Below are 7,335 nucleotides of genomic sequence, written 5' to 3'. Positions count from 1 at the left end.
AGCCAGCTGCCCGGCGGGCGGCGCAGCCAGCCTTCGGCCGCGCCGAGCGCGCCCGCCGCCGTGGCCAGTGCCCGCAACCCCGGGTGACGCTCACCGGGCCGGTGCACCAGGCTGACCAGACTCAGCGGCACCGGCTCCACCAGCGGCACGTTCACCGTCCCCGGGATCCGCGGGCCGCCGACCGTGGTCAGCATCGGATCACCGTGCCGGGCGAGGTAGCGGGCGGTCTCGTCCACGCCCACCGGCGGCACGTACGGCGCGGCCGCCGCCAAGCCGTGCTCGCACACCAGCCGGGTGCCGAGATCGGCCCACTCGGTGGTGGCCGGGTTGCCCGCGCAGACGTCGACGGGGTGCCCGGCCAGGTCGGCCATCCGCAGCACCGGGCGGCCCGCCAGCGGATGCGTGTCCGCCATCATCACCGAGATCCGCTCCAACCGCACCGGCAACTGGACGAGTTGACCGCGCACCGGGGCGGGGAGCCCGGCGAAGCGGCCGAAGGAGGCGTCCAGGCGGTGTGCCAGCAGTTCGGCGGCGGCCGCGGCCAGTCCGCCGTGGAAGCGGGCCAGCAGCTCACCCTCCGGCCAGGCGGCGCGGGCCTGTTCGAGCACCCGGTCGGCGGTGAGGTCCGGGCCGGTGACGTCGCTGTTGAGGTCGAGCAGCAACGGCCGGGCGGCGGCCCCGGTCAGTGCTCCGGCGAGGATCTCGTCGTGCAGGGCGAGGAACCGGCGGGCCCGGGGCAGCAGCAGCCGCCCGGCCGGGGTGAGTTCGACGCTGCGGGTGGTGCGGGTGAACAGCGCGTCGCCGAGCAGCCCCTCCAGGGTCCGGACGTCCCGGCTGAGCGCCTGCTGGGCGATGTGCAGCCGCTCGGCGGCCCGGCCGAAGTGCAGGGTCTCGGCGGTCGCGACGAAGCCGCGGAGCAGACGGGGGTGCAGGTCACGGGGCATGCGCGGCAGATTAACAACAGTGCGTTGTGAGTACGGCGAAACAGGTGTTGGACGGCCGCCCGTCGCCGGCGCCAGGCTGTGGGCATCCCCCTTCCCCCTGCTCACAGGAGCCCGATGCCCTCGCGCGCCTCCCTCGCCTCCTACCGACGGCTGTTCGCGGCCCCCGGCGCGGTCGCCTTCACCTCGACCGGACTGCTCGGCCGGCTGGCACTGTCGATGAACGGCGTCGCACTGGTGGTCCTGCTCTCCGAGCGGCGCGGCTCGTACGGACTGGCCGGGGCGGTCTCGGCGGCCGGACTGGTCGCCGGCGCGGTCGGGATGCCGCTGATCGGACGGCTGGTGGACCGGTACGGGCAGGCGCGGGTGACGGTACCGGCCGCGCTGTACAACGCCGTTCCGCTGACCGGGCTGCTGCTCTGCGTCCGGCTCGGCGCACCCGACTGGACGCTCCTCCTCTGCTCCGCGGCCTGCTCGGCGGCGCCCAACCTCGGCGGCATGGCCCGTTCCCGCTGGGCGCACCTGTACCGGGACGAACCGGCCGCCCGGCACCTGGCCAACTCCTTCGAGCAGGCACTGGACGAACTCTGCTTCATGGCCGGGCCGGTGCTCGCGATGCTGCTCTGCACCACGCTCGCCCCGGAGGCCGGACTGATCACCGCCGGCACCCTCGGCACCGCCGGCGCCCTGCTGTTCGCCGCCCAGCGGCGCACCGAACCCCCGCTGTCCCCCGCGCCGGCGCAGGGGCCGGAGCCGGCCGACCGACGGCACGGCTCCCCGCTGCGGGCGCCCGGGCTGCGGGTGCTGGTGCTGACCTTCCTGGCGACCGGCATGGTCTTCGGCGCGACCGAGATCACCACCGTGGCGTACGCCGACGCGCTCGGCCACAAGGCGTCGGCCGGCCTGCTGCTGGCCCTGGTCGCGGCCGGTTCCTGCGTGGCCGGGCTGCTGTTCGGGCTGCTGACCCCGCGTCGGGCACCGGGTGCGCGCTTCCTTTTCGGCGCCACGGCGATGGCCGCGGTGCTGCTGCTGCCGCTCGCCGCCGGGCTGGGCGGGGCCGGGCTCGGACTGCTCGGCGTGGCGCTGTTCGCGGCCGGCACCGCCACCGCGCCGACCATGGTGACCGGGATGACGCTGGTCCAGGAACTGCTGCCGCAGCGGCAGTTCAACGAGGGGATGGCGATGGCGGTGTCCGGCATCGTGGTCGGCATCTCGGCCGGGGCGGCGCTCGCCGGGACGGTCGCCGAGCAGGCCGCTCCGGGCACCGGCTACGCCCTGCCCGCCGTGGCCGCCGGGCTCGCGCTGCTGATCGCGCTGGCGGGGCGGCGGCACCTGACGGGGCGGACGTCCGGGGCCGGCACGTCAGCGAACGTGCCTGCGGGCACGCCTGGCGAGACGTCGGGCGGGGCGTCAGACGCGGGGCCGGAAAATGCCGAGCAGATTGTCAGTGGCACCGTCTAACTTCGAGGCATGGCGGAAATCACCTACGTCCGAGGCGATGCCACCGCGCCCCTGGGCAAGGGCGTGAAGGTGATCGCGCACGTCTGCAACGACCTCGGCGGCTGGGGCAAGGGCTTCGTGCTCGCACTCTCCAGACGCTGGCCCGAGCCCGAGGCCGCGTACCGACGCTGGCACCGGGAGCGGGCGAAGAACGACTTCGGCCTCGGCGCCGTCCAGCTGGTGCCGGTCGGTCCGTACGTCTGGGTGGCCAACCTGGTCGGCCAGCGCGGCATTCGGACGGGGCGCTCCAGCGGGGTTCCGGTGCGCTACGAGGCGATCGACACCGGGCTGGCCGCGCTCGGCGAGGACGCGCTCCGGCTCGGCGCCTCCGTCCACATGCCGCGGATCGGCTGCGGTCTGGCGGGCGGACGCTGGGAGCGGGTCGAGCCGCTGGTCACCGCCCGGCTGACGGCCCGGGGCGTCCCGGTGACCGTCTACGACGTCGACTGACCGGACGCCCCGACCCCTTCCACCACCCCACCGACCCGATCACTTCGGCCACTTCGGCTACTTCGACCGATCCGTCGGCTCCGGCCGGTCGGACCCGACCGCCACGCGCGCGGCCGGCCATGCGTACACGTACTCGGGCAGCAGGAATCCGCCGGGGAACTCACCCTCCTGCGCCCGGACCCGCTCGGCGCCCTCGCGCTCGTAGAAGGCGATCGCGCGGGTGTTGTCCCGCAGCACCTCCAGGGAGAGTTCGGCCCCGGGGTGCCGCTCGGCGACATGGGTGCGGGCCGCGGTCAGCAGCTCGCGACCGATGCCGCCACCGTTCAGGCCGGGGCGCACGTGCAGGTTGTCGATCAGCACCCCGCCGTCCGGCTGCGGGACGAGGTAGATGAACCCGACCGTCACGCCCGCCCGTTCCGCCACCAGGAGCTCGGGGGAGTTCTCCGGCTCCCCGTAGTCGGCCTCCAGGCGCAGTTTCCACAGCTCGCGCCGCTGGGCGACCATCCCGTCGCCCAGCCCCTCCTCCGGGACGATCCCCTGGTAGGTGGTGCGCCAGCTGTGGGCGTGCAGCTCGGCGACGGACTCGGCGTCCTGCACTCCGCCGCGCCGGATGACGGTCTGCCCTGAACTGATCATGTGACCAGCCTCCCACAGAGAATGGAGTTGAACATGTTCAACCGATACGTCTACAGTTCTGCCCAGCCTTTGAACGCGTTCGAAACAAGGGGGGTCGCCGTGGCACCGGATGCGGAGGGGGCATCCGGTGCCACGAACACCGACACCGGGTGGAACGTCGTCTCCGGCTAGGCTCGTGCTCGTGGACGACCTGGCATCGACGAACCGAACGGACGGCGAGAACGGCGCGGTCGGGGCTCCGGCCGCGCCCGGACCGGAGGGCGCGCCCCTGCCCGGCGGCCGGGCACAGCCGAAGACCGACAAGAGTGAGGCGACCCGGGCGCTGATCCTGGAGACGGCCATGCGGCTGTTCCAGGAACGGGGCTACGAGAAGACCACCATGCGCGCGATCGCCACCGAGGCCGGCGTCTCGGTGGGCAACGCGTACTACTACTTCGCGGCGAAGGAATTCCTGATCCAGGGGTTCTACGACCGGATGACCTACGACCACGCGGCCGACGCCAAGCGCCGCATGGCCCACACCCGGGACTTCTCCGAGCGGTTGCAGATCGCGCTGACCTCCTGGCTCGACACGGCCGCGCCGTACCACGAGTTCGCCGCGCAGTTCTTTCGCACCGCCGCCGACCCGACCAGCTCGCTGAGCCCGTTCTCCAACGAGTCCCACCCGGCCCGGGCGACCGCGGTCGAGCTGTTCCGCGACGTGCTCCAGGGCTCGGAGCTGGCGCCCAAGCTGGACGCCGAACTCGTCGAGCTGCTGCCGGACGTGCTCTGGCTGCACCTGATGATCGTGGTGCTCTACTGGGTCTTCGACCGCACCCCGGACACCGAGCGGACCAGGGAGTTCGTCCGCCGCTCGACGCCGCTCGCGGCCCGGGTGATCAACCTGTCCCGCTACCGGGTCTTCCGGCCGATCGTCCGCGACGCCAAGGGCCTGATCCAGGACTTCATCCTGCCCACCATCGGCAAGACGGCGGTCAAGTAACGCCCGCCACAACGACGACAAGGAGGCCGGCCCGCGAACGGGCCGGCCTCCCGCGTGCGTGCCCTGCCTCAGAATCCGTCCGGGTTCCAGGCGGCGAGCGGGGTGCGCAGCAGCAGGTCGGCAGCGGCCGCCGCGCCGGGGCGCGACTCGGTGACCAGACCGGCCGCGGCCAGCCGCGGCACCGTCTCGCCGCCCAGGTAGAGCGAGCCCAGTGCCGAGGCGCCGAGCGCGAGGTCGGCGTCGTCGGTGGTCCGGGTGCAGCAGCCGGTGCCGTCCTCGGCCACCTCCAGCGCCCAACGGCCCGAGGCGTAGCCCAGCTTGTCGTCGACCTCCAGCACCACCCGCCCGGGGGCGCCGTACGTCCGGGCGTTGAGCGCGGCCTCGACGTCCAGCACCCGCAGCCAGGTGAAGTCGGCGTTCTCGACGTACGGGGTGGCCGCACGCGGGTCCTGGAGCAGCAGCGGCAGCGGGTCGTCCGGGCCGAGGTTCTCCACCACGACCTTGCGCACCCAGTCGACGGCGAGGAGGAAGCGCCACAGCTCGGCGGTGGTCGCGCCGTCCAACGCCAGGAAGTCCTCGACGGTGAGCGTGCAGTTGGGATAGCTGCCGTCCCACTTGTCGTCGACCCGGTAGACCGCCAGGCCGGTGACCACGCCGTCGGCGTCCCGGTGGACGACCGCGAACGGCTCCTTGAAGTCGAAGCCCGGCACCTGGACCTCACCGGTGCTGCGCTGCCACCACAGCTCGTCGCGGTCGATCGCGCCCGGCTGGGTGCGCCGCCACCGCTCGTGCAGGTCCGCGCCGAGTTCGCGCAGCTCGGCCATGGTCACGAAGTCGATCCGGCCGCCGGGGACGACCGGCAGGCCGTCCCGCAGGCCGCGGGTGCGGTACAGGTCGACGTTCCAGCCGTGGCCGCGGGTGGCCGGGCCGAAGCCGAACCGGCCGTAGATGTTGTACTCGGCGGCGATCAGGATGGCGACCGGCGTGCCGCTCCCGGCGGCGGTCGCGAGGTTGCGCCGCATCATCGTGCCGAGCAGGCCGCGTCGGCGGTGGGTGGCGCTCACGGTGACGTTGGTGATGGCGTCGGCGGTGACGACGGCCCCGCCCGGAACGGTCAACTCGGCGTCGAAGCTCCGGAAGGTGGCGATCTGGCGGTCGCCGTCGAAGCCGGCCAGCATCCGGCCCGGCTCCCACTGCCGACGGCGCAGATCCGCCGCGCTGCCCACGTGCGGGCGCAGGAAGCCGAGGGCGAGCGCGCGGTCCCAGGCCTCCACCTCGTCCTCGGAAACCGCCCGGATCCGAAGTCCGTTCACGGTGTCAACGGCCGTGTGATCGATGCTGTTGCCCATGCGGCCACCGTACGGCGGCCCCCCTGGGGGCGGCATCCGATTTATTCCGTGCCCGACCCGGTGTGCTCGCCCGGCACCACCACCCAGTGGTTGGTGCGCAGGAGGCGGTCCGAGAAGTCCAGGTCCCGCTCGCCGAGCAACCGGAAGCCGAGCGCCCGGCAGATCCCGTTGGACGGTCCGTTGGTGGTCCCCGGGTTGGCGTGCACCTCGCCCCAGCGGCCGTCCTCGGCGGCGGCGTCCAGCACCAGGCGCACGGCCGCCTTGGCGAGGCCTCGGCCCTGGTACTCGGGCAGCACCATCCAGCCGATCTCGGAGACGGTCGCGCCGTCCTCCTGGTCCGACCAGAGCGTGACGGTGCCCGCCGCCTCGCCGTCCTCGGCGCCGTCCGGCACGATCATCCTGATCCAGGAGCTGTCCGCGGCCACCTCGGCCAGGTCCTTGCGCAGCCGCGCCTCCACCCGCTCCCGGGGCAGCGGCCCGCCCAGTTCGGCCATCATCACCGGATCGCAGCGCATCCGGACGTACGCCTCGGCGTCCCCCGCCCGGACATCCCGCAGTCGCATGACTCCTCCTCAGCACCGGTCCGAGCCGCCACGCTAACGCGGCCCCCCGACACTGGCGCCCGGGTGGCCCGGGCTGGCATCCTCGTGCCGGTTCAGGTACGGACGATCCGCTTTTCTGGGGGAGCCATGGAGGACGAGTACTTCCGCCGGTTGAAGGAGTACGAGGGCCGGTCGCTGACGACGAAGGCCGCCGGCGGGCTGACCGTCGCCGGCTGGCTCTGGGCGCTCTGGCTGGTCTTCCTCCCGGGCAACGGACTCTGCGGCTCCCCGGCCTTCTACGAGCCGACCGGCTTCCACATGGCGGAGGCCTGCGACTCCGAGATGATCGGCCGGATCGGCAGCGCGCTCGCCGTCTTCCTCGTGTCGCTCCCGTTCGGCGCCGCCTGGGGCTGGTCCGTCGTGCGACTGCGCGACAGCCGCAAGGCCCTGGCCGCCCTCGCCGGCCGGTAGCCGACGGGGCGGCGCCGGAGCGCCCCCGGCTTCCCCAGCCCTAGGGACGGGCGTAGAAGTCCGGGGTGCCCATGATCCAGAGGCTGGCCTGTTTGATCGGCACGCCGGCCCGCGGGGCCTCGATCATCTGGTCGTCGCCGATGTAGAGGCCGACGTGGTGGATGTCGGCGGCACGCCCGGTGTCGGTCCAGAAGACCAGGTCTCCGGGGCGCAGTTGGCGGTAGCCGATCGGGGTGCTCTGGGCGTACTGGTCGGCGGCGAAGTGGTTGAGCCGTCGGCCGCCCTCGCGCCACGCCATCATGGTCAGCCCGGAGCAGTCGTAGCCGCCGGGGCCCTCGCCGCCCCAGACGTAGGGCAGGCCGATCTTGGACTTGGCGAAGGCGATGGCGGCGGCCGCGCCCTCGGCGGACCACGGGCGGGCGGCGTGCGGCGCGGCCTCCGCTTTCCCGGCGGCCTGCTCGGCG

At 73.4% G+C, this 7,335-nt stretch carries 9 protein-coding genes; 4 read left to right on the top strand and 5 right to left on the bottom strand.

Annotated elements, in window-relative coordinates; translation table 11 throughout:
• Nucleotides 1-944 (bottom strand): LysR family transcriptional regulator (locus KS423_RS32955; protein WP_224283425.1); only part of this gene is annotated, 944 nt, incomplete at its 3' end.
• Between the two features lie 114 nt (nt 945-1,058).
• Here KS423_RS32955 and KS423_RS32950 point away from each other — a divergent pair.
• Both KS423_RS32950 and KS423_RS32945 read left to right on the top strand, forming a co-directional pair.
• On the top strand, nt 1,059-2,402 hold the full coding sequence (locus KS423_RS32950; protein ID WP_224283424.1) for an MFS transporter: 1,344 nt from the start codon (nt 1,059-1,061) through the stop codon (nt 2,400-2,402).
• A 9-nt stretch (nt 2,403-2,411) separates the two neighbouring features.
• Nucleotides 2,412-2,891 carry a macro domain-containing protein gene (locus tag KS423_RS32945; protein WP_224283423.1) on the top strand — a complete coding sequence of 160 codons (480 nt, stop codon included), beginning with the start codon at nt 2,412-2,414 and terminating at the stop codon, nt 2,889-2,891.
• A 57-nt stretch (nt 2,892-2,948) separates the two neighbouring features.
• Here the strand turns inward: KS423_RS32945 and KS423_RS32940 are convergent, their stop codons facing one another.
• Nucleotides 2,949-3,527, bottom strand: a complete 579-nt coding sequence (locus KS423_RS32940; RefSeq protein ID WP_224283422.1) for a GNAT family N-acetyltransferase — start codon at nt 3,525-3,527, stop codon at nt 2,949-2,951.
• A 181-nt stretch (nt 3,528-3,708) separates the two neighbouring features.
• Here KS423_RS32940 and KS423_RS32935 point away from each other — a divergent pair, with 181 nt between their 5' ends.
• A complete protein-coding gene (locus KS423_RS32935) occupies nt 3,709-4,509 on the top strand; it encodes a TetR/AcrR family transcriptional regulator (protein ID WP_224283421.1) in 801 nt (266 codons plus the stop codon).
• Nucleotides 4,510-4,577: 68 nt separating this feature from the next.
• On the opposite strand, the gene KS423_RS32930 is transcribed toward KS423_RS32935, so the two are convergent.
• Nucleotides 4,578-5,858, bottom strand: coding sequence for a GNAT family N-acetyltransferase (locus KS423_RS32930; RefSeq protein WP_224283420.1), 1,281 nt, complete (start codon nt 5,856-5,858; stop codon nt 4,578-4,580).
• Nucleotides 5,859-5,899: 41 nt separating this feature from the next.
• Nucleotides 5,900-6,421, bottom strand: coding sequence for a GNAT family N-acetyltransferase (locus KS423_RS32925; RefSeq protein ID WP_224283419.1), 522 nt, complete (start codon nt 6,419-6,421; stop codon nt 5,900-5,902).
• A gap of 126 nt (nt 6,422-6,547) precedes the next feature.
• Here KS423_RS32925 and KS423_RS32920 point away from each other — a divergent pair, with 126 nt between their 5' ends.
• Nucleotides 6,548-6,871, top strand: a complete 324-nt coding sequence (locus tag KS423_RS32920; RefSeq protein ID WP_224283418.1) for a hypothetical protein — start codon at nt 6,548-6,550, stop codon at nt 6,869-6,871.
• Between the two features lie 40 nt (nt 6,872-6,911).
• Here the strand turns inward: KS423_RS32920 and KS423_RS32915 are convergent.
• Nucleotides 6,912-7,335, bottom strand: a 424-nt coding sequence (locus KS423_RS32915; protein ID WP_224283417.1) for a C40 family peptidase, incomplete at its 5' end; no start/stop codon positions are given.

Source organism: Streptomyces sp. LS1784 (genome assembly GCF_020103755.1).
GTDB lineage: Bacteria > Actinomycetota > Actinomycetes > Streptomycetales > Streptomycetaceae > Kitasatospora.
This window is presented reverse-complemented; position numbering and strand designations above follow the sequence as displayed.

Coding starts and splice junctions, on each gene's coding strand:
- KS423_RS32950 (WP_224283424.1), top strand. CDS start 1,059: ATGCCCTCGCGCGCCTCCCTCGCCTCCTACCGACGGCTGTTCGCGGCC.
- KS423_RS32925 (WP_224283419.1), bottom strand. CDS start 6,421: ATGCGACTGCGGGATGTCCGGGCGGGGGACGCCGAGGCGTACGTCCGG.
- KS423_RS32940 (WP_224283422.1), bottom strand. CDS start 3,527: ATGATCAGTTCAGGGCAGACCGTCATCCGGCGCGGCGGAGTGCAGGAC.
- KS423_RS32920 (WP_224283418.1), top strand. CDS start 6,548: ATGGAGGACGAGTACTTCCGCCGGTTGAAGGAGTACGAGGGCCGGTCG.
- KS423_RS32945 (WP_224283423.1), top strand. CDS start 2,412: ATGGCGGAAATCACCTACGTCCGAGGCGATGCCACCGCGCCCCTGGGC.
- KS423_RS32930 (WP_224283420.1), bottom strand. CDS start 5,858: ATGGGCAACAGCATCGATCACACGGCCGTTGACACCGTGAACGGACTT.